Genomic DNA, 21631 nt, shown 5'->3' with positions numbered 1-21631 from the left:
TAGGAGGATTTGCGAATGCCGGAGTCAAAAGTCGATCCCGTAATAGTCCCCCCAATGGACGAACACAACCAGAAATTAGTCTCCTATTTGCATCCCTCCGATTGGGTAAATCCCCAGCCAGCTAGTTCTTATAATTTAGTAGTAATTGGCGCGGGACCCGCTGGATTAATTGTTGCTGCAGGTGCAGCAGGTTTGGGCGCGAAAGTTGCTTTGATTGAAAAACATTTGATGGGCGGCGATTGTTTGAATGTCGGTTGTGTGCCTTCAAAATCTTTAATTCGATCGTCTCGCACTGTCGGCGATATCTGGGAAGCAAGTAAATTTGGAGTTAATGTTTCTGACAGTGTAGAAGTGGATTTTGCCGCTGTGATGGAACGGCTGCGCCGCATCAGGGCGGGCATCAGCGATGTTGATTCTGTTGAACGCTACCAGTACAAATTAGGAGTTGATGTTTTTTTAGGTTCTGGTCGTTTTACTAGCAACAATACAGTAGAAGTTGCAGGTCAAACTCTCCGCTTTAAAAAAGCAGTAATTGCCACAGGTGCAAGGGCGCGACAACCACAAATTCCCGGCTTACAAGAAGCTGGATATCTGACCAATGAAACTGTCTTTAACCTCACGGAAAAACCGCAGCGTTTGGCCGTAATTGGCGCAGGGCCGATCGGCTGCGAATTGGCTCAAGCATTCCGCAGGCTGGGTTCGGAAGTCGTATTGCTGCACAAAAATGCTCAGATTTTAGACAAAGAAGATGCGGATGCTGCTAAAATCGTGCAGCAGGCTTTTCTACGCGAAGAAATTCAACTAATACTAGAATCCCAAATAGAGCGCGTTGAGAAAACAAATGCAGGCAAAGTAATTTATTATAAATGTCAAGATAATGAAGCATCGGTAACAGTAGATGAAATTATTGTGAGTACAGGGCGATCGCCCAACGTCGAAGGATTGAATCTGGAGGCGATCGGAGTTGAATACGATACACAGAAAGGCGTATTTGTCAACGACAATTTGCAAACTACTAATCCCCGCATTTATGCCGCCGGCGATATTTGCATGAAACATAAATTTACTCACGCTGCTGATTTTGCCGCGAGAATGGTAATTCAAAACACTCTATTTTTCGGACGCAAAAAGCTCAGCGCTTTGACGATACCTTGGTGTACTTACACAAACCCGGAAATTGCGCGCGTCGGAATTGGGGAACACGAGGCTAAGGAAAAAGGCATTGATATCGATACATTTTTAATTCCTTTCAGTCAAGTCGATCGGGCAATTATTGACGGCGAAGAGGAAGGATTTGTGAAAATTCACGTCAAAAAAGGCAGCGATAAAATATTAGGTGCAACTATTGTAGCGCGCCACGCTGGGGATATGATTAGCGAAATTACTTTAGCAATGGTTAACAATATTGGTTTAGGAAAAATTGCTAGCACAATTCACCCGTATCCGACACAAGCTGATGCAATTCGGAAAGCGGGAGATGCTTACAATCGCACTCGTTTGACTCCGTTTGTGAAAAATTTGTTTAACCGCTGGCTGGCTTGGACGCGATAAGTAAATAATCTCAAATCTGGTAGCATCGGAATTCTTCGTATCTCTCTTCTCGACCTCTGCGTGAATCAGCGTGAATCCCTTGTCATCTGCGGCCCGAGAAATTATCTTTTTTTCACCGCAGATGAGGGCAGATAAACACAGATTAACGCAGATGAATTAGCTCAATTCCGGGTTACTTTGAGTGTAGCATTAGGAGTTGGGATATCGCCCGCGCAAACAAACCCTGCCTTAAAAATCCCCTTCATCTACTTGGAATACCGTCAATCCCAAGCCTCTCCACATATCAACAACTTGCTGGCGATCGTCCAACACAAAATTAACATTATATTTCCCTGCAATATGCTGCCGATAAAATTCTTCCTTCATAATCGCATCCTTCCTCATATCTCCGGTTTTCCGCATATAAAGAGCGGCATAATTAACCTCGTACTGCTGCAACCATTTTTCAGTTTGAGGCTGACAATCATCCGTCCGGCCCGACACTACAATGATATTAACGCTGGACTGCCACTTGCGAACGGTATCTAAGACGGGCTGATTGGGCAAATCGCGATCGCACGTCGAAGCATCAAAAGGATTTCTGCCATTGAGAAGTGCCAGCGTGCCGTCCATATCAACAATAATTGCATCCGGCAAATCCGGGTTATATTCCGGCGGCAAAACGGGAACCCGCACGTACTTATTGTACATCTTCATAATCACATCTTTGCCCACCGAATTAAGCCTTTTCAAGTCTCGTTTAATACATTCCTCTACCGGAACTTGCAAGAAAGAATCATTAACTTCCACAACAGCTTTACCTTTAACCAACTCCTTGATATGCTCGATGTGAGACCCGAAATTAGTATCATCAACAATGACGTGCTTGCCGCTTTCCAAAGCCATCAAAATAATCGTATCTCTCAACTGCACAATAAACTTTTCATTCGCCGGCGACCAATGAGAAGCGTGAGCCATTTCTCTGAGCAAATCTTTATTGCTACGCACCCACTTTGCAGGTTCCGACAGCAGTAATTCCCTAGCAAATTGAGATTTTCCCGAAGCAGGTAAACCAACAAGTACAATAACTCTTTTCATGGTAATTGGTAATTGGTAATTGGTAATTGGGCATAGGGAATTGGGCATTGTTTAAATACTTACCTCTTCATTCCATCCGTTACATCCGTTACATCCGTTACATAATCCGTTCCCGAACTTCCCTCTTCCCTCTTTCTTAAACATTTGCCTCACGCTCGATCATTAATCCGTGTATCCGTGTCAAACTCTCTTAGAGTGCCTTCCTTATTCTACAAACCTAGATGGATGTAATCTACACCCAATAGCTCCTCTATTTTATGGATCGTAACATCACGGAGAGCTTCTTTCACTCCCGCAACTCTTCGGGCCCGCAAAGAAAACAAAATCCCGGAATACGGCAAATGTTTCACAGCTAATGCAAAATCTTTCTGAACTTCGATATGTTCGTGCTGTCGGTAAGCTTCCTCGATTTCTTCAACCAAAGATTGATATTTGTCCTTAACTTTTTGATACAACTCACTCCACTCAGGAAAATAAGCTAAAAACTCTTCTCCTTCATTAGTTAAAACAATTTCTATCAGGCGGCGCGTCGAAAACCCTTCGCGGAGATGGGAAATCGCGACATATTGCGGAGACTTAACTTTAACTCGGTTGAAGTTAGCGTCGCAGATAATATACCCTTCCGAATCCATCGGATCTAAATGTTGAGCCGCTTCGATAACTTCTTTCCAGCTAGTTAAAGGATAGGATGCGACCAATTCCCAGCCGTATTTATTGGCCCAAATACTCGGGTCTGTTTCTAGCAGCGTTTGAGTGTTGCGAACCCCGTGCAGCACGATTTGATTGTTTTGTTGCTGGACAACTATTCTATTGTAAGGCGTCATCAATTCAAATATAAAACACTGGTCGGTTTCTTGTGGCAATTGATATCGCAATTCTTGCCAGACTTTCCAAAAAAGTTCCGCAAAGCTGAACCCAAAACCGTTAACTTCGCCGGCGGCGTCGGGAGTGCCGCTAGATTGCACTCTCCATTCTCCCTTGTAAAAATACAGTACAGTCAGAGAACCGTCTAGTTTTTCATAAACTTTGGCATTTCTCCAATCAATTGCAGCGGCGTGAATTTCTCCGTAATTAAAAAATTTGTCGTAGGGATAAGAAACTATCTGCCAATCTTGAGATGAATCTAAAATAATGCCTCGGCACTGCTGAACTATTTTTTCGCCTAGGGGAGATTCTATCTGCGAGTATTTCAGACAGACTAAATCTGGATATTGGCGGTGGCGGGTAACTTTGATATGATAAGTTTCGGACAAACTTTCCAATCCGTGCTGGCGCAAATACTCTTGCAGTTCCACGATCGACTCCTAAATTGCTCGCCTTCTCTATATTATAGATGACTTCATATTCTGGCAACCTTCTCAAGATAGTCAAAAAACATTTCTCCCGGAAAAGCGAGTGTTAATTTGGTATTTTGAATTAAGGTTGTACATAAGTGAATGCGGTTCGCCGCCCAACTAAACTCTTGGAATATTAAGGCAAAAAATCGTGAAGAAGAAATTATTACTTTTGGCTACTTCTGCTGGTGTATTAACTGCTTTAGTACCTCTATCGGTTGTTTTTGGATCTTCGCACTTGTCGCAGCGACAATCGGGAACAACACAAATTGCTCAAGGAGGCACTGCGGTTCCGGTAAGTCAAATTTTGCAAAAATTAAAAGGCAAAACGCAAGTGCCTATTTTTATTCCCAGCAGGATTCCGCTTTCGCAAAAAATGTACTATCCAACTACAGCACAAGCAAACAGCTATGCTATTTCAATCGATTATAAAGCAGATTGTGGCGGTACGACAGTTTGCTCTTTTGGGTCAATTTTAGGTCAAAAAGGCGGGGAGTTTACTACAAAACTAGAAGGGGTAACTAAGACGTTAAAAAATGTCAAACTTGCCGGCGGAGTGAAAGGAGTTTATCATAACGGTTGCGGGGCTTACTGCACAGCAACTCTTCAGTGGAAAACTCAGGGTTTTATGTATACCGTCGCCATTAAGAACGGACGAGAATCGGATTTAATTTTAATAGGAAATTCTGCTATTAAAGCTGGGAAGCGTTAAGTTTGGCAGTCGGGGAGGCACAACTTCTATATGTAGGGTGCGTAAGCGCGCACCTTACCGTTATTGTATGATATATCTTAACTCGCACTCGCCCCTTACAAGATGCTATATTTTTTTGCGCTTACCTACTTCGGGGGAAATCAGGATGAGGAGAAGATGGCTATTTGCGGCAATTTTTGCTTGTGTGGTGACTGCTTTTACGATCGCACCTTTGACACCAAACTCAGCGTTAGCAAGGACTGAACTCCCGATTACAGAAATCCGCTGGTTTAATTATTCCCCTGAAGATAGCTGGCAACCGATACAATTTATTGTACCCGATCGCAACACTGCAAAATCTGCCGGCAGCCGCAAGTTGCGGTTGTACGATGTTCATATTGCCAAGATGTTTGAGATTTCTCATTTTTTGTGCGATCGCGCTCGTGCTTCTGAGGGTTACAATTGGTCTTATCAAGCCGAAAATGGCAATATTGAGATGGGACGCTTCAAAATTAGCTGCAATCTCGCCCGTTCCATAGCCACAGCTTACGGGTTAGGTAAACCAGAAATTACAATGATTCGCCGCAGCTTCAACCTGAAAACTGGTCGCCCTTCTTTTGCTCTAGAAAAATACTCTATTCCCACTTTTAACATTGCTAAAAATAGAGTTGTGCAGTGGAGGAATTTTGTGCAAAAGTTGACGCCAATCCCCGATAACTCAGGTGCAAACCAAGCTAACAGTCGTTTTCCTGCGAGTAACATCTTTAGACAAATCAAAGGCAAAACGCGAGTGCCTGTTTTTCTCCCGAGTAGGCTTCCTTTATCAGACATTCAGCAACTTGATTTTGATGTGCAAGCGGGGGCCGACGGTTACATTGTGGGAATGTATTTAGGCAAAGGATGCCGCGCGGGAGCTTGTTATTTCGGCACAATCGAAGCTAAAAGAAATGAACCGTTTTCGCCTCCTTCGCAATTGCCGCAGGATACTAACAGAAGCATTGAATTGGCGGGCGGATTCAGGGGGATTTATTTCAATAATTGCGGTGCTTACTGCACTGCTTTTGTTGAGTGGCAAAGGCTGGGGGTGCTGTACCGAGTCACAAGGAAAAACGCACGGCAGCAAGAAGTTGTCCAGATAGCAAATTCTGCTCTTCAAGCAGGGCAACGTTAAATTTTGCGGGAAATGGAAAAGGTACCCGCGAGCGAAGCTATCCCGAACGCGCGTGGCTTCCCGCAGGGTAGGGAATCGCCCTTTGGTCAACGAAGCTGCTACAAATAAATACGATCGCCTTTTTCCCCTCGCAACTACATTTCTCTCCCCAAATATCGCCACTTTTGAGCTAGTTCTTTCTCGCGGCAGCTAAGCTAACTCCTCATGCCAACCAGGTTTATCCGGCTCTACCCTAGGTAAATCGTACATCGCCTGCCGCCTTTGCTTAGGAATGTCGCTCGCCCCCGTGCCAGCGACGCCCACTGCTGGATGGGAAACATCATCAGGAATCACTGCTACGGGCCGTCATACCATTTTTGATTTTTGATTTTGGATTTTTGATTGGCAAGGGCTTATTATGTAAAGGTTTGGAGCTTGCCTACCGTTGCATCCTTTTTTCAAACAGGCGGTCAAAATCTGGTATTTCTATTTTATCGCCCGAATTATCCCAACCAGCAATTAAAGTCCCCACCTGCGGTACGCTAGATCAGGTGAATATATTGGCTGATTTCAAGCTATCCTCCGATCGATCTTATGTCTCCAACCACATCTGCCCCTTCCCGAACCGTTCGCATCGGTTCCCGCAAAAGCCAACTCGCTCTCGTGCAAACCCACTGGGTGCAAGAACAGCTACAGAAACACTTCCCGGAACACACTTTTGAAGTCCACACCATGTCCACCCAAGGGGACATAATTCTTGATGTCGCCCTCGCTAAAATTGGCGATAAAGGACTTTTTACCAAAGAATTAGAAACGGGAATGATTAACAATGAAACGGACTTTGCCGTTCATTCCCTCAAAGATTTGCCTACCAATTTGCCCGAAGGTTTAATTTTAGGATGCGTCACCGAACGGGAAAATCCCGCTGACGCCCTGGTAGTTCACTCCAAGCACAAAGACAAGCAACTCGACACCCTCCCAGAAGGTTCAGTAATCGGCACTTCTTCCCTGCGGCGGCTGGCTCAACTTCGGCATCATTTCCCTCATTTTGAATTTAAAGATATTCGCGGCAATCTCAATACTAGACTCGCTAAATTAGATGAGGGCGGTTACGACGCGATTATTTTAGCAGTTGCTGGCCTCGAAAGATTGGGAATGGGCGATCGCATCCACCAAATTATCCCTGCTGAAATTTCCCTTCATGCCGTCGGACAAGGTGCTTTGGGCATCGAATGCCGCGCCGGAGACACAGAAATCATGGAAGTGATTAAAGCTCTCGAACACTCGGAAACCGCCCAAAGATGTTATGCAGAACGCGCATTTCTGCGGGAATTAGAAGGCGGCTGTCAAGTGCCGATCGGCGTCAATACCAAAATAGAAAACGGTCAATTAACCTTAACCGGAATGGTATCGAGTCTCGACGGCAAGCGGTTCGTCAAAGATAGTGTTTCCGGCGCCGCCGAGACTGCTGAAATGATCGGAATTGACCTCGCTCACCGCTTGCGCCAACAGGGAGCTAGTGAAATTTTGGAGGAAATATTTGTCCAAGTTCAGCGCGGTTCTTAAAACCAATCCGCATCTCTTTGTCAATGCTTTTAGACGTGATATATCGCCTTTTGTAAAATAAAAATAACAGGCGGTTTGCTTTGGCAAAACAGGTAGAGTAGCAGTCTGGTTGTAGATTTTTGATGGGATTTTAGGTAGGACTTGCGCGATAGATTTCAAAAATATCTGACTAATTTAGGACGCTCCGCACGGGTGTTAAGCAACCCGGTTTCTGATGTAAGTCTCGCTGTATAGCCCAAGATTTATGGTAAAAACCGGTTTTTTTTCGTAAGTCTTATAATTCTTAACCTACCCATCCACAATCTACAATCAAACACCCAAAATTAATCAGCAATTTATTTCAGGTAAAAGCCCAATATGAGCGCTAGAGAAATTCAATTAAAGCTGGAATTGAAAAAGGTTCAGCAACTGTATAGCAAAATGCAGGCCGACCAACAAGCTTTGCAGAAGCAATTGAAAGAGTTCAAAACTCAACCAGGAAATTTGTCGGATGTAGTCGAGCAAGTCTTGCCGTCGGTAGTGTCAATTTACGTCATGGATTGGGATACAGAAGAAGAGATTTCTTCTGGAAGCGGGTTCTTTGTATCGCCGGACATAATTGTCACGAACTATCACGTTATAGAAGATATTGCGGATCAAGATTACTTCTATGAAGAAGATGAAATCGAACAGGTTTTAGTCGAAACTCACGACGGAAAATTGAGATTGGCCGAGGTGGTGTTTACTGGTAATGCTGAAGAAGATTTAGCATTACTCTTAATTAGCGATTTTACCTTCGACCCGAACACAGGGGAACAAGTGGACTCTCCCCAAGAATATCCTCCCCTAGAGTTGTCTTTTGATGTGAAAGTAGGAGATAGAGTAATTGCCGTCGGCAATCCTTTGGGGCAGTTTGCTTCAACTGTAACTCAAGGTATTGTGAGTGCAATTCGCGAACCCGAGGAATATGAAGAAGGCGATGACGACGAAGATGATGTTGGTGAGGTGAAGGTGTTGCAAACTGATGCGGCGATTAATCCTGGAAATTCCGGCGGCCCACTGATTAATATGGCCGGTCAAGTGGTTGGGGTGAACACGTGGGGATGGGAAGATGCTGATAATATTAATTTGGCGATCGCCTCTGAAGCTTTGGATGATTTTCTAGCGGGATTTGAGGAGACTTTTGAGGAAAATTCTCAGAATTAGTCGGGAGTTTATGTAATATGTCATTCGGGCGATCGCCCTTTTTATGAGAGGGGATGGAAAAGGCGATCGCTATTTCCTTAATTACATACTGAATTACATTACTGATGCCTTTGCCTTCAGTTTTACTAATGCGTAAAAAATCTCAAACAGCATACCATTTTTTATGTTTACCGTTATTCAGAAAGTGACATATAAATTTGATTAGAACGTGAAAATTGTCGCGGGAGGGGAGTCCCGGCGATCGCTATTTTTTTCACCGCACAGCGACGCAGATGGAAAAAGGGCGATCGCCTTCTTGAGTAAACTGCGATCGCTACAGCAACTGAGATTTATACTTGTTTTTGGCAGGCGCGTTAATATTGTGCCGCTCGCCCTTTAAACTTAATCTAGACTAACAATCTCAAGGAACACAAAAAAATAATGCGTATTTTATTTGTATCCGCCGAAGCATCACCCCTCGCCAAAGTGGGCGGTATGGGCGATGTCGTCGGCGCTTTGCCGAAATTTCTGCGGCGCATGGGCCACGATGTCCGCATCTTCATGCCCTACTACGGTTTCGTCCCCGACAAAATGGACGTTCCCAAAAAACCTGTTTGGGATGGGTCTGCCATGTTCCAAAGCTTCTCGGTGTTTGAAACTGTTTTGCCGGGAACCGATGTACCTTTATACTTATTACAACATCCATCTTTCTTGCCGCGTCGCGTTTACGGCGGTGTAGATGAAGATTGGAGGTTCACTTTCTTTGCCAATGCTGCGGCTGAATTTGCCTGGAATCATTGGAAGCCCCAAATTATCCACTGTCACGACTGGCATACGGGGATGATACCTGTTTGGATGAGCCAAGACCCCGATATCAGCACGGTTTTTACTATTCACAATTTAGCTTATCAAGGGCCATGGCGCTGGCGTTTGGAACAGATGACTTGGTGTCCTTGGTATATGCAAGGTCACAATACAATGGCTGCCGCAGTACAGTTTGCCGATCGAGTAAATACAGTTTCACCGACTTACGCCGAGCAAATCAAAACGCCAGCTTATGGGGAAACTTTGGAAGGTTTGCTGTCTTACCTCGGCGGTAAAGTATCGGGCATTTTGAATGGAATTGATACAGAATCTTACAATCCAGCAACTGACAAGTACCTCCATCAACAATTTAGTGCTGATACTATTGAAAAGCGCCCCGCTAATAAAATTGCGCTGCAAGAAGAAGTCGGTTTGGAAGTAAATAAAAATGCCTTTTTGATCGGCATGGTGACAAGGCTGGTAGAACAGAAGGGATTGGATTTGATAATTCAAATGCTCGATCTGTTCATGGCCTATACCGATGCTCAATTTATTGTACTCGGAACGGGCGATCGCTACTACGAAACCCAACTCTGGCAAATGACAGCCCGCTATCCCGGTAGGATGTCCACCCAACTACTTTACAACGAGGCCCTCTCCCGGCGCGTTTACGCAGGCTGCGACAGCTTCCTGATGCCCAGCCGTTTCGAGCCCTGCGGCATCAGCCAAATGCTCGCCCTCCGCTACGGGTGCGTGCCAATGGTTCGCCGCACCGGCGGTTTAGTCGATACCGTTTCCCACAACAACCCGATCGACAATACCGGTACAGGTTACTGTTTCGATCGCTACGAACCCCTCGACTTGTTCACCTGCATGATCAGAACTTGGGAAGGTTTCCGCTACAAAGATAAGTGGAGAGAACTGCAACAGCGCGGCATGAGAGAAGATTTTAGCTGGGATATTTCGGCCCGGAAATACGTCAACTTGTACAGCGATATTTTGGGACTGCCGCCGGAAGAAACCGCACCGGCACCAGAGGCAGAATTGATCGTTGGTAAGGGTTAATCTTAGTAAGCTGCGTCAGTCGGTGTTTGATTCAACTGAATCGAAGGGCTGGCTGACGCACCCTACAGCTTAGTAAGGTGCATCAGTCAATCGATTTTAGATTTTAGATTGAAGCATTGACATCACGGATGAGTCCGGTGGCTTGTATCCTGGATGCTTTCAGTCGGTTTTTGATTCAATTTAATCGATCGACTGACTACTGACTACTGATTACTGACTACTAACTAATGACTACTGACTACTGACTACTGACTACTGACTACTGAAAAATTAATCAACAAATAAATCGAGAGGTAAATGACCGTAAGTTCCACTAACTCCATCTTCTGAGGAAGATTGACAAGAAATCAAAACGCCCCGGTAAGTTCCGGGATAGCCGTCAACATAATACGAACCCTTCAAAGTATTGAACTTAATATAAACCGAACCAGCAAAGGTCGAGACAGCATTGGGATCTAAAACAACTTGATATCCCAAAGCTTTCAAATAAGCTTCTAAAGCTAAAAAACCCTCATCCGTCGAAGAAGCGCACACTCCCAACATTTGATAATCCGACAAACTTGCTACCAGCAAAATCGCTTGACGGAGTGCCTGTTTTTCCAGCGGCGATGCTACAGATTGCATATCCAGACAAGTGAAATCTTTGAGGATTTGCTGTGCTTCTTCAACAGTTAGGGTAGTCGGGTTGTGAGTAGACATGAATTGCTCTGATATTTCCCAAAATTACGATCGACAATCGGGCACTCGTCAACGAATTTCTGCCATTGCAACCCTCAATCGACGGCGGTAACACTTGCACAAGTCCTGATTATAGCCGATTGTGTGCTCTGGCAATCAATTCGGGCGATCGTCTTCAATGGCTTAGCCAACGCCCGAATCCACAAAAAAGCTAGTAGTTTTTAGCGATGTTTTCAAGTTTAGATCAGTCCGCGTTTTTTCAGCTTTGCTAGCGCATCTTCGGCCGCATTTTTCTCAGCATCTTTTTTGCTTTTGCCTTTACCTTCTCCATAGAGTTTCTCTGCGACATAAACTTTAGCGAGAAATTCCGGCTTGTGGGGTGTGCCTCCTGCTTGAACTGTCACGTATTTAGGGGGAGTCGTGTCACCGTTGGCTTGTACCCATTCTTGAAAGCGATTTTTCGAGTCTACAGTCGATCGAGTTTCCACAACATTTTCGGGAACAGAATCAAACATTTGTTGCACAAACTGGCGAACTTTGTTCATGTCTTGCGTGTCGAGATAGTAAGCGCCAATAAATGCTTCAAAAGTGCTGCTGAGCAAATTTGGATTAGTAATCCCACCTTCTCGATAAGCTCCTTTTCCGAGCCGCATTTTTAAGTCTAAACCTATTTCAGTAGCAAATCTGGCTAATTGTTTTTCATCTACTAATGCAGAACGTCGGCGAGTCAGTTGGTCTTCTCCCATTTCTGGATGACGCTGATAGAGATATTCGCCGCTGAGAAAAGTCAGCAAAGCATCGCCGAGAAATTCTAAGCGTTCGTTGTCTTCTTCGTGGAATGTGGGGTTTTCGTTGACGTAGGAACGGTGGGTGAGCGCTTGGCGCAGCAGTTTTTCATGGTGGAATTCGGGAAGGGTTATTTCTATCTCTTGTGTTGGATTAGTTAATGGCATGGGAGTTTTGTAAGGGTTATTGTTTGTGGAGTTTGGTGTTATTATGTGGACATGAAAGAGCCGCAGATAGCGGTTGGTTTGGAGAATCTAGTTTATCAAATAAACTAGATTTTTGCTATCTGCAGCGAGGTGAATTTTAACAGATATTGGGCGGTTATACTATTAGTCCGTTACCCCGTCAGCCCGCCAGTCCGCCAGGGGTTAAAACCCCTGGCTCATAGCTAAAGTCCTCTAAAGAGGACTGATAATTGTGTTTTTTTAACTGTATGTCAGTCGGTTTTAACCGACTTTAGCTATTAGACAGGGAATTCATTCCCTGGCGGATTGTGCAACTTTATGCAGATAATCTGTCTGCTTCTATTACAAACAATTGCTGATCCTGCAATCTGATTTTTCCATCTTTCACGGCAGCCTTAACCAACTCGCTAAAGCGTGAAAATGTTTTTCCCTGATGTTGGCAGACAAAAGTTACTCCCTGATACTTGGGAAAAAGCTGCAACATTAGGTTGTTAATAAAACCTAATCCTGTACCCTTCCCTTTGCTTAATGCTGTTTTGATAGCTTCGATCAAATACTCAACAGCCTCATTGTAAGTGAGATGACACTGAACATTTTCTATTTGCTGCTGAGTTTTGGCTACTATCAAGCTAGGCAATTCATCAAGAAAGTGAAAATCACTACCTACAAGTTCTTTCAGCTTTTGTTTAACATTACCTCGCTGAGCAAAGACTATAACTTTTTTGCCACGATCTTTTAAATTGCGAACCGAGTTTACAAAGTCCCCATCTCCTGATACAAGGATAGCTGTATCGGGAGGCAGATTTCTGTAAAGATCATTAACAAAGTCAGCCATCAATTGGTTATCTGCACTATTTTTTAGAGGACAGGGAACATCAATACATTTAAAACCAAGGCTTTGCAGCTTGTTTTTTGCAGAGACTTGATCGGGACAGAGTGAATTGTAGTAGATTTTTGCGTCAATCAAGCTCCCCTCAACTTTGGCAAATTCTAGCAATTGACTACCTAGATGTTTAATTGAGTTTGCGTTCTGAAGATCGATGTAAATAGAAACTAAAGCCTGCAACTGCTCCTTCATTTGATTATGTCCTACAAAGAGGTTGACTGGACAGCCTCGACATATCACGCATCTAGCATTAATGGAACGTTGCCTGTGGATTTGGTCAAAAATGAACATCTCGGCAAAGGACAATCTGTTACCACAAAACACTGTAATTTTGTAGGGATTTGATTAGCGTCTTAGCTACAGGGTTTACATAACTGGAACGAGTTTAGTAGCAGCCCGTTGAAGGGAAATGAAACTCAATAATGTTTCGATTTTTTCAAGCTTGTATCAAGTTGCTAAAACGACATTAGACTCACATTCCGCGCAGGGAAATGGAACTCAATAATGTTTCGATTTTCTCAAACTTGTATCAACTTGTTAAAACGACATTAGACTTACTTTCCGCTCAACGGGGTGCTAGAAACTTGCCCCAGTTGTATAAACCGTGTAGCTAAGACGACTCAATCAACATTCCTTGATTTTGAATGCGATATTTAGTTTTAGCTGTGCTTTTAGGCTAGCGTTCTAATTATTGGATGTCAAGTATTAACTCAAAATAATTTTCTTACATCCTTAGACATCTCACCAAGGTTTTCGCCAACCTGACACCGATCGACCGTTCCCACATAAAAACCCTTCTCTCCCTCCCCCCGCGAACCCCTCTCCCTGCGGGCCGATCCCGCTTATCTCCGGCATTTGAACACTAAATGTAAAAATATGTTGCAAACTTTGTACTGCTGTGTTAAGTTTAGTTACATAAGGTTGAAATTAAACGAGGTTTCTGGTCATGGAAAACAAAGACGCAAAAGTTGGCTTCACTGAGTTTGCTGAAACCTGGAACGGCCGTTTGGCAATGTTGGGCTTCGTTATCGGTCTAGCTACCGAATTCCTCACCGGTCAAGGCATTCTCTCTCAAATCGGTTTGATGTAATCAGCTTAACTGCACAATAGCTGAAATTCAGGCGATTAACCCCATAATAAGTGCAAAAGCCCCCCCGCTAATAAGTCCCCTTCACTTCACACGGAGGGGGCTTTTGCATTTTTTATCCAAAAATCCCACAGATAGCACAAACAAAAATCTTTTCCGTCTCAATATTTATCGCGAGACTAACTCCAGCAAACTAAGCAATTTCTACAGAATCCAAAATCCTCAATTTAGGAGTCAAAGTCGCCATCTTCACCAAACCGTCGCGTTTGTGACTCCGCGTGCTGTTACCTAAAATCATCTCCGCCAGATCGGGCATTTCCTGCCAGCAGTGCGAGCAGAACCAATAAACGCGATTGTGGCGAGCGTGGCGGAGCAATTTAGAGGAGCAACAAGGGCAACTATTCATGATATTTTAAACCTTTTTTGAAGATATGGAGCGATAACCCAATCATTAGAGAGATTCACGAAGGCCTGCACATCTCAATTCCAGGCACAAAAATAAAAAATCTCTTTCACTCACAGCTTTGAGCGTCGCGCAAGTAGCACTTTTGGAGGCCCAACAGTAACACCACAATCAAAAGCTGAACGCTCCAAGGAGCCCAAGAGAAACCCCAAATAAAACAACCCAGCCCGGCCCAAGCCACAAGAACAAAAATATCTTGAGAGGTTTGCCAATAAACCCAGACTGCTGCCAGAGAAACTATTAGTAGCAAAATGTAAGCTGAGGGCATAGTCGTCTTCTCCCAATGTGTCTGCCAACAGTCAGGAGCGATCCCTGACGTTCTGCTTAAACATAAAACTAAAACCTGAAGAACTTATGAAGACGAGTGAGTTGTTACAAAAAGTAAAATAATCCTGCCAGCTTATATTTTCCCGATAAATCAGTAGGAATACTGAGCTCATGGTTGAGGCCGAATCAGGTTAAATGAACGCACTACCAATAGGGATTTAGGCATCCCTAATTGGTATCAATTTCACCCCAAGACCGACAGGGTTGAAACTGATACCGGACTGAGGTTTTGAGTCTTAAGCTGACACGACGAAAGGTTCGGGGCCTAAATCGCTACATATATCCTGTCCAATCGCCCCGATTCTATCTAAGGAACCATACCAAAGAAACCAAGTTTTTTTAACTCTCTTTGCCTGCAAAACTACTGCTTGAAAAGCTGCACAATTCAAGGCGCGCGATCGATCTATTCTTGCTCCCAGCCCAAAGCCTCAGCGACCTGAGCCGCCAAAAACATCGGTTCAAAAGGCTTAGCAATCACGCTCACCACCCCCAAATCAGCGAACATCCGCCTGTCCCCAGCCAGAGCCTTAGCTGTCAATAAAATTACCGGAATGTGCTGCGTAGCCTTATTAGCTTGTAACTGTAGAAAAGTAGTAGGCCCGTCTTGGTCGGGCATCATCACGTCCAATAGAATAGCATCAGGCTGTTCGGCAAGAGCCTTAGCAACCCCCTCGCGGCCCGAACTCGCTGTCAGGACTTCCCAGCCCCCCACCAGTTCAAGACTGACTTGAGCTACTTCCCGAATATCTTCCGCATCGTCAATAACCAAGATGCGCTTGGCAGTCAAAATTAACATTTTTTTAGAAATGAGAACTGATCACAGATTAGAGGCGAAATGTGAATATTTTGTAAAGCAAATTATTTTAGCCGATCAGACTTTACAGTAAATTTTCAAAACTGTATAGCAGATGTTGAAGAAAGAAGGAACAAGGAAGACCGAAGTTGCCATCGAGCGGCAGGATTTCAACTAAGAACATCCTAACCGTCTGGCGCGGTTGCTGTAAAATATCCCACCCAAAAAAGCCGCTTTTCCACCTCAAATCGCGCTTTTTGCCTGCTGTCCCCAAACTCCAGAAAAGGCTGAGATTGTTTGTCGATGACTCGATCAAACAATCTGCACAAAATCATTAACTTTGGGTACACCTGGGTAGAACTTAACTTTCAGTTGCCAGCCCCTCCCTCAGAAGTGGCAGACTTAAGAAAAAAGTGCTGCCCTCCCCCACCACGCTCTCCACCCACATCCGTCCCCCGTGCTGCTGCACGATACTGCGACAAATAGCCAGCCCCAAACCAGTACCTCCTTTCTGGCGAGAATCAGAAGCATCAACCTGTTGAAAGCGTTCAAAGACCATCTCCAGCTTGTCTGGCGGAATACCCCGCCCTTGGTCTTTCACAGCAATCACGATGTACCACGAGCTCGCAACTGGCAAGTGCGGAGGCGCGACGGCAGGCTCAGGAGACAACAAAGACGGAGACGACACCGACTTGTGGGCTGCTTTTTCTGCCAAATCCGGATTGTGGGTCAACTCCCCGCTCAGCCAAACCGTAGCGCCGGAGGGAGAAAATTTTATAGCATTACTGAGTAAATTTGTCAAGGCTTGAATTAGCCGATCGGGAACAGCTTGCAATTGCGCCCCTACAGGCTTCACCGACAGAGTAACTCCCGCCTGCTGAGCCATTCCCTGCATCTCGTCAGCCGCCTGCAACATCAGCTCCGCCACATTGCAAGTTTGTTTGATAGCAGTGCTGTAACTCGACTCCATCCGCTCTAAATCTAGGATGTCGTTGACCAAGCGCACCAAACGGTCAGTGTTAGTGACAGCAATCTCCAGCATCCGCTTAGCTTTCTGGGGGTAAGCGTCAAGCAGACCGCTATTGAGAAGGCCCAGGGCTCCGTGAATTGAGGTCATGGGTGTCCGCAGTTCGTGGCTGACAACAGAGATGAATTCATCTTTCATGCGCTCGACGGCAAGCCGCTCCGTGATATCTTTAAAAGTCACCACAGCTCCAATAATTTCGCCTTCTTCTCGCATCGGAGCGACAACGTACTCAACCGGAAAACTGCTGCCGTCTCGCCGCCAAAAAATCTCATCGGTGACGCGCCGCGCCTCTCCGTCTTCCAAGGTGGCTAAAATTTGAGAACTTACCCGGTTCGGCAGCAGTTTGCCCGCCTGCGGTGCGGCGCAGTGTGGGACAAGTTCCGACCCTGAATTGATGTCTGTTGCAGGTGACAGTTGCTTGATCGCCCTTGAGCATTCTTCCTGTGCACGGTGTAAGCTTTCATAGAGTGGTCGATCGATCAATTGCTTCGATTCGCACCCAGCCATTCTCACCGCCGCAGGATTGACAAAAGTTACTTTTCCCTCTTTGTTCAATCCGCAAATTCCTTCTCCTGCCGAGAACAAAATCATTTCTGTTTGGTGGCGGAGTTGTTCAAAGGCTTTTTCGACTCGCTTGCTGTCGCTGATGTCGCGAGAGATTGTCGAAACGCCCGTTACCGCTCCAGTCGCGTCTTTAATCGGAGAAATCGTCAGGGACACATCTATCTGTTGACCGTCTTTCCGCAAGTGTACGGTTTCGTAATGGTCGATGCTGGCTCCGGCCCTAATATTTTCCAATATTTGAGGCATTTCCTTGGGGCGTTCGGGTATGGCTAAAATCTCGATCGACTGGCCCTTGATTTCCGCAGCACAGTAGCCGTAAATCTTCTCGGCTCCTGAGTTCCAGCTCTGAATTGTCCCGGCGAGGGTTTTGCCGACGATGCCGTCGTCGGAAGACTCGACAATCGACGCCAAGCGCACGAGTTCGTCTCTAGTTTGCTTGTGTTCGGTAATGTCGCGACCCAAAATCACTATAGTTTTGCGTCTGCCGTCGGGGTGAAATACGGGTACTTTAATCACGTCGTAGATTTTCACAGTACCGTTTGAGCGGAGAATCACTTCTTCTCCCCTAGAAAGCTCACCTTTTTCCCACGCTTCTCTATCGGTCACCTCGCACGCCTGTAGTGCCTCGCGGTAAAAACTGCTGAGTTCTCCTAGTTGAGAATCTTTCAGGCCGCGGTAGTCGATTTTTTCTAGGTCGAACACTTCCAAAATCGCTTGATTTGCCTCCAGCCACCTGCCCTCGCCATCTTTGAAGCAGACAATATCTGGCATGGCATTGATCAGCGAGTTGAGATAGGAGTTTTCTCGCAGTGCCGTTTCTACCTCCGCCCGCTTGGCGATTTCCCGTTGCAGGTTTTCGTTTGCCTTTTGCAACGAGTCCTTTAACAAACTTTCTGTAAAAGTCTGTTCTTTAATTACTTCCTGAAGTCTGTGGAGTTCTAACGACTGCCACCGGCGGGCCAACAAATTCTCTACCCGCAAATGCAGTTGGGTGAGTTCGACGGGACTTACTATCAAATCGTCTATTCTGGGTTCGAGTTGTTTTGCCTGCTGCGAAAATGGCTGCTCAGCAAGAGCAGGCGTTTGGGATTGACTAACAAGCAAGAACGGTAAAAAAATCGGCTCGGCGGCAGTTTTTAATGATTCTACCAACGGCCCGATGCGATCAAAATTTGCCTCGTCGAGAATGCACAAGTCGAAAGCGATTTGGGGAATGGGAAAGTCGGAGTTGGGATTTAAAGCGCGATCGAGTACAATCACCTCATGCTCGGTGTTGAGGTGGGCGATCGGCAAATTAAGTTGTTGGTGGCGATCGACCAAGAGTAAAATGCGGCTCATTAGTTTGTTAATTTTCCCATGACTAATGATATGATGTCCGGTAAATTAACCATTATATTATGTTGTGTAGTCAAGAATTAACTCCTCTTTTTTATGAGGAATGAAGCCCTCCCTACCAACAAATTTTATAGCCTTAGATCGACCGGACGTGATCGAAATTATCAAGGCATTAGGTAGCCAGAGTAGAATCCCCAATTTAATAAAATTTGATAATTCTTTAATTGTTTGTTGGTTCAAAAAATGACTAATGACTAATGACTAATTCAGGGGGCGGGTTTATATTTATTTGGGTTGTCAGTTCTATGAAACCCGCCCCTACCGACTAATGACTAATGACTGATGACTAATGGCTTTTTACGGCATTCCGATCTGAATAAAAGCATCTTCCGGCATACAGCTAGAATAAGTCGCCCCTTCCGATAAAACCGCAATCAGCCTCACCTGCCAGTCGGGCATAATCTGCAAATCTGCCCAGGGCACTGCTACCTCCAAACATTTATCCACTCCCACTTGGGCGCGGCTAATGCGGGGCTGCCACTCATCGCCCTCTTCTGCTTCCTGAAACCAAATCGATTTTGTCAGCAAATTAATCTCTAACTGATGGTGGTATCTATAGTTTAGCGGTGCTTCGTCAGGCAAACCCGACAGCGGAATCAAACTGTTGTGCATGGTGCGATCGGGATAAAACCAGAACAAATTTAACTGCTGCGGGCAATCAATTCCCGGCCGCACCCCTACCTTGAAGTCGGCACGAATGTAAAAATTCAAGTGGTCAACCCCGTACCAAAGCCGCTGAATTGCCGAACTCCGGTGCATCGTACCTCTTGCTCCCCCAACTTCAATCCGGCCGGCTTTGTCCCAATCCTGTTCGTTGCCGATACCGTCAATCACCGGGTGAATAAAGCTCAGCGGCAGGTGGTCGCCTTGAACCTCGTGCACCTCTACTTGTCGTCGAACTTCCGGGGGGACGGGCTCGCCGAGAGCTTCGTAAATTCCCGCTACGTGTTCCCGAAATAGCTGGTCGAACATGGCATCTTGGTTCGATGTGTGGCCTTCGCCAAACCACCAGAACCAGTCGGAACCTTCGGCAGCGTAAAGCGCTTCCCAAGCTTCGGGGTTGCTTTCTTCTGTGGCCTCTGGATGGTTTGCCAGCATTTGTCTGGCGGGCCCTAATATGTCCCAAGCGCGATTTTTCGCGGGATCGCCGATCCAAGTTGTGAGGGAACCGTCCACCCAGGAACCGGTGTGCAGTTGGGCTGCGGGAATTGTTTCGGTTGCTGGGAATTTGTCGAGAAATTCCGAGACTGTGACTAATTTGATATCTGGATTGTCGCTGAGAGTTTGATAGAGGGATTCTAAGAACGGTTTGCCGTCTTGGGGATAGAATTCCCAGCAATTTTCGCCGTCTAGGGCGATCGTCACTAACCAGGGATTTTCTAAAGCTGTTTGACCGTCGGGTTGTCGGTGTTTGAGAGTTCTGCCGATCGCTTCTAAGTGTCCCACTAAATCTGATGCTGCTTTTTCCGGCTCCATCGAACCGTAGGTAAACCCGATCAAGTCGGACAATCTGTGGTCTCTAAATACTATAGCTAAATCACCGTCAGGAGTTTCTAAACGGTAAGGGCGATATAAGAATTCTGGTTCGTAGACATTCCCTGTCGCGTCGCGGTTGAAAAAGTGTTTAATTGTCCACCCCAATACTGCTTCGTCCGAGACTATCCATTTAAAGCCTTGTTTGGCAATGTAGGGCAAAATTTCCGGGCTGACTGCTTGTTCCGACGGCCACAAACCGCGCGGTTGGCAATCAAACCGATCTTCATACATTTCCCAGGCTTTTCTCAGGTGTCGGGGAATATCTTCTTCCCACTGAAACCTGTGTTGTGGCAGCGTCATGTTTGGAATAGCTATGCGGCCGCCATTAGTGTCGGCAAGCAGCGGTAAAATCGGGTGCGTGTAGGGGGTTGTGGAGACTTCCAACTGTCCCTCAGCTTGCATTTTACGGTGCTGGGGAATGATGCGAGCGAGGATTTCTTTTTGTTTTGAGTAGATGTTTTTTCTGTCTGCCAAACTAAAATTTTGTCCTTGTTTCAGCCACCCTGCAATCTCGGGGTCGTCCCAAAACAGCGGGTCAATCCAAGCTAAATTGTGCCAGGCCAGCAAGTCGCTAAAATCCTCCAATTTCCAGTTGGCCAAACACCACTGAATGCCTTTTTCCTGCCGCTGAGTGTAGAGTTGAGCGTAGCGGGGGTGTGGCTGAATCAGAGTGTGGTAATTGGCGTCAAAGAAGTGTTCTAAAATGAACTCTTGTTCTGGGCTGGTTAAAATTTCTGCTGGCTTTAATGTCACCGTCAAGTAAGGGTCTAATGCTTTGTCTGCGATGCAGTCTTCTATCTGCAAAATCAAGGACGGAACCAGGTTTACGGTTTGATGAAGTTTGGGATATTTTGCCAGCATTAGCACTAAATCCAAGTAGTCTTTGACTCCGTGCAAGCGCACCCAAGGCAGTCGGTATTGAGCCTCTGTGGAGTTAGCTGATATTCTGGATTTGTACAGCGGTTGATGTTGGTGCCAAATGAAGGCTACATAAAGGGGGTGAGACATTGAATTTAGTAATTGGTAATTGGTAATTGGTAATTGGTAATTAAATTTGGTAATTGGTAATTAGCAATTAAATTGGGTAATTGGCAACAGTCAACAGTCAACAGTCAACCCTCAACCGTCAACCGTCAACTGCCAACTACCAATTGTCAACTGACTAATTACATTACCTGTTCGACTTCGGCAATTTCTGGGATAGCCTCGCGCAGGCGACGTTCAATGCCCATTCTCAGAGTCATTGTGGAACTCGGGCAAGAGCCACAAGCTCCTTGTAGTCTCAGGTGTACCACTGGGCCGTCAATTTCTACGAGTTCGACGTTGCCACCGTCGGATATCAGGTAGGGGCGCATTTCATCGAGAACTGTTTCGACGTTATCTCTGGTTAGTGCTAGTGTCATATTTCGCCTCTGTGATGATTTCTTGCAGTTGATGAAAGTTCGATTTGACTTAAGGACAGCATTCTCAACCCGCGCGGGATTTAAGAAACCGGGTTTTTT

Annotated in this window: 21 protein-coding genes; 8 read left to right on the top strand and 13 right to left on the bottom strand. The window is 45.5% G+C overall.

Annotated features, from left to right (window positions below; all coding sequences use genetic code 11):
• The first annotated feature begins 15 nt into the window (after positions 1-15).
• Entirely contained in the window at positions 16-1551 is a 1536-nt protein-coding gene (locus QUA77_RS11625; RefSeq protein WP_333450227.1) for a mercuric reductase, read from the top strand.
• Positions 1552-1779: 228 nt separating this feature from the next.
• On the opposite strand, the gene QUA77_RS11620 is transcribed toward QUA77_RS11625, so the two are convergent.
• Together QUA77_RS11620 and QUA77_RS11615 are read right to left on the bottom strand one after the other, a co-directional pair.
• A complete protein-coding gene (locus tag QUA77_RS11620; RefSeq protein WP_333450226.1) occupies positions 1780-2628 on the bottom strand; it encodes a phosphatase domain-containing protein in 849 nt (282 codons plus the stop codon).
• Positions 2629-2837: 209 nt separating this feature from the next.
• A complete protein-coding gene (locus QUA77_RS11615) occupies positions 2838-3923 on the bottom strand; it encodes a T4 RnlA family RNA ligase (protein ID WP_333450225.1) in 1086 nt (361 codons plus the stop codon).
• A gap of 190 nt (positions 3924-4113) precedes the next feature.
• On the opposite strand from QUA77_RS11615, the gene QUA77_RS11610 reads away from it, so the two are divergent.
• Both QUA77_RS11610 and QUA77_RS11605 read left to right on the top strand, forming a co-directional pair.
• On the top strand, positions 4114-4674 hold the full coding sequence (locus QUA77_RS11610; RefSeq protein WP_333450224.1) for a hypothetical protein: 561 nt from the start codon (positions 4114-4116) through the stop codon (positions 4672-4674).
• A 145-nt stretch (positions 4675-4819) separates the two neighbouring features.
• Positions 4820-5824, top strand: a complete 1005-nt coding sequence (locus QUA77_RS11605; RefSeq protein ID WP_333450223.1) for a hypothetical protein — start codon at positions 4820-4822, stop codon at positions 5822-5824.
• A 189-nt stretch (positions 5825-6013) separates the two neighbouring features.
• Here the strand turns inward: QUA77_RS11605 and QUA77_RS11600 are convergent, their stop codons facing one another.
• A complete protein-coding gene (locus tag QUA77_RS11600) occupies positions 6014-6157 on the bottom strand; it encodes a hypothetical protein (protein ID WP_333450222.1) in 144 nt (47 codons plus the stop codon).
• 240 nt (positions 6158-6397) lie between these two features.
• On the opposite strand from QUA77_RS11600, the gene hemC reads away from it, so the two are divergent.
• The 4 genes from hemC to glgA all read left to right on the top strand — a co-directional run bounded on the left by hemC (position 6398) and on the right by glgA (position 10402).
• The gene (gene hemC / locus QUA77_RS11595; RefSeq protein WP_333450221.1) at positions 6398-7369 is read left to right on the top strand and encodes a hydroxymethylbilane synthase; all 972 of its coding nucleotides are present in this window, start codon (positions 6398-6400) and stop codon (positions 7367-7369) included.
• Positions 7370-7726: 357 nt separating this feature from the next.
• Positions 7727-8554: a trypsin-like peptidase domain-containing protein gene (locus QUA77_RS11590; protein ID WP_333038725.1), complete on the top strand. Its 828-nt coding sequence runs from the start codon at positions 7727-7729 to the stop codon at positions 8552-8554.
• A gap of 208 nt (positions 8555-8762) precedes the next feature.
• Positions 8763-8933 (top strand): hypothetical protein, encoded by a 171-nt coding sequence (locus QUA77_RS11585; protein ID WP_333038722.1) that lies wholly within the window; start codon positions 8763-8765, stop codon positions 8931-8933.
• Positions 8934-8974: 41 nt separating this feature from the next.
• The gene (gene glgA, locus QUA77_RS11580) at positions 8975-10402 is read left to right on the top strand and encodes a glycogen synthase GlgA (RefSeq protein ID WP_333038719.1); all 1428 of its coding nucleotides are present in this window, start codon (positions 8975-8977) and stop codon (positions 10400-10402) included.
• 270 nt (positions 10403-10672) lie between these two features.
• Here the strand turns inward: glgA and QUA77_RS11575 are convergent, their stop codons facing one another.
• From QUA77_RS11575 to QUA77_RS11565, 3 genes are all read right to left on the bottom strand, one after another.
• Complete coding sequence (locus QUA77_RS11575; RefSeq protein WP_333038718.1) at positions 10673-11101, bottom strand: DUF1824 family protein; 429 nt, start codon at positions 11099-11101, stop codon at positions 10673-10675.
• 218 nt (positions 11102-11319) lie between these two features.
• Entirely contained in the window at positions 11320-12033 is a 714-nt protein-coding gene (gene rnc, locus QUA77_RS11570; protein WP_333038715.1) for a ribonuclease III, read from the bottom strand.
• 334 nt (positions 12034-12367) lie between these two features.
• On the bottom strand, positions 12368-13129 hold the full coding sequence (locus tag QUA77_RS11565) for an NYN domain-containing protein (RefSeq protein ID WP_333038713.1): 762 nt from the start codon (positions 13127-13129) through the stop codon (positions 12368-12370).
• 754 nt (positions 13130-13883) lie between these two features.
• Here QUA77_RS11565 and QUA77_RS11560 point away from each other — a divergent pair.
• On the top strand, positions 13884-14027 hold the full coding sequence (locus tag QUA77_RS11560; RefSeq protein WP_015176459.1) for a chlorophyll a/b-binding protein: 144 nt from the start codon (positions 13884-13886) through the stop codon (positions 14025-14027).
• A gap of 190 nt (positions 14028-14217) precedes the next feature.
• Here QUA77_RS11560 and QUA77_RS11555 read toward each other — a convergent pair whose 3' ends face one another.
• The 7 genes from QUA77_RS11555 to QUA77_RS11525 form a co-directional block, all read right to left on the bottom strand.
• Entirely contained in the window at positions 14218-14430 is a 213-nt protein-coding gene (locus QUA77_RS11555; protein WP_333038710.1) for a hypothetical protein, read from the bottom strand.
• A gap of 106 nt (positions 14431-14536) precedes the next feature.
• A complete protein-coding gene (locus QUA77_RS11550; protein ID WP_190655558.1) occupies positions 14537-14755 on the bottom strand; it encodes a hypothetical protein in 219 nt (72 codons plus the stop codon).
• 462 nt (positions 14756-15217) lie between these two features.
• Positions 15218-15610: a response regulator gene (locus QUA77_RS11545; RefSeq protein ID WP_190655560.1), complete on the bottom strand. Its 393-nt coding sequence runs from the start codon at positions 15608-15610 to the stop codon at positions 15218-15220.
• A gap of 182 nt (positions 15611-15792) precedes the next feature.
• Complete coding sequence (locus QUA77_RS11540) at positions 15793-15942, bottom strand: hypothetical protein (RefSeq protein ID WP_333038705.1); 150 nt, start codon at positions 15940-15942, stop codon at positions 15793-15795.
• Between the two features lie 26 nt (positions 15943-15968).
• Complete coding sequence (locus QUA77_RS11535) at positions 15969-18536, bottom strand: PAS domain S-box protein (protein ID WP_333038703.1); 2568 nt, start codon at positions 18534-18536, stop codon at positions 15969-15971.
• 354 nt (positions 18537-18890) lie between these two features.
• Positions 18891-21137 carry a glycoside hydrolase gene (locus tag QUA77_RS11530; protein ID WP_333450220.1) on the bottom strand — a complete coding sequence of 749 codons (2247 nt, stop codon included), beginning with the start codon at positions 21135-21137 and terminating at the stop codon, positions 18891-18893.
• Positions 21138-21295: 158 nt separating this feature from the next.
• On the bottom strand, positions 21296-21532 hold the full coding sequence (locus QUA77_RS11525) for a NifU family protein (protein WP_006632519.1): 237 nt from the start codon (positions 21530-21532) through the stop codon (positions 21296-21298).
• Between the last annotated feature and the right edge of the window lie 99 nt (positions 21533-21631).

The organism is Microcoleus sp. K5-D4, assembly GCF_036704575.1.
Taxonomy (GTDB): Bacteria; Cyanobacteriota; Cyanobacteriia; order Cyanobacteriales; family Microcoleaceae; genus Microcoleus.
This window is presented reverse-complemented; position numbering and strand designations above follow the sequence as displayed.